The organism is Sulfitobacter sp. CW3 (assembly GCF_019392245.1).
Lineage (GTDB): Bacteria > Pseudomonadota > Alphaproteobacteria > Rhodobacterales > Rhodobacteraceae > Sulfitobacter.
This window is the reverse complement of sequence record NZ_JAHXRL010000339.1, coordinates 1-261: the sequence shown is the minus strand read 5'-3', so window position 1 is coordinate 261 and position 261 is coordinate 1. Positions and strand designations below refer to the sequence as shown.

The window sequence follows — 261 nt, the reverse complement described above, 5'->3', positions numbered from 1 at the left end:
GTTGTTCGCACTGTGGCTACCGAGTCGTCTATCGAGATTTCTTTCCAGCTTATCGAGTCTAAGAAGGAGGTTATCGAGCTGTTTTGGCAGTCGAAGGTTACTGCCGGATCGGATTCGGGTTCGTTCGATATTTCTCCTGGTGCCACTACGGGTGTTCACGCTCTGTTGATGGATATTGTTGATGGGGATCAGGTTATTCGCTACTATTTCCCCGAGGTTGAGCTTGTTGATCGTGACGAGATTAAGGGCAAGAATGGTGAG

Annotated in this window: 1 protein-coding gene; it reads left to right on the top strand. The window is 48.7% G+C overall.

Translation table 11 applies throughout. The features are described 5' to 3' along the window. The coding region (locus KZZ06_RS21330; protein ID WP_219581935.1) for a hypothetical protein at window positions 1–261 on the top strand (261 nt) is incomplete at both ends.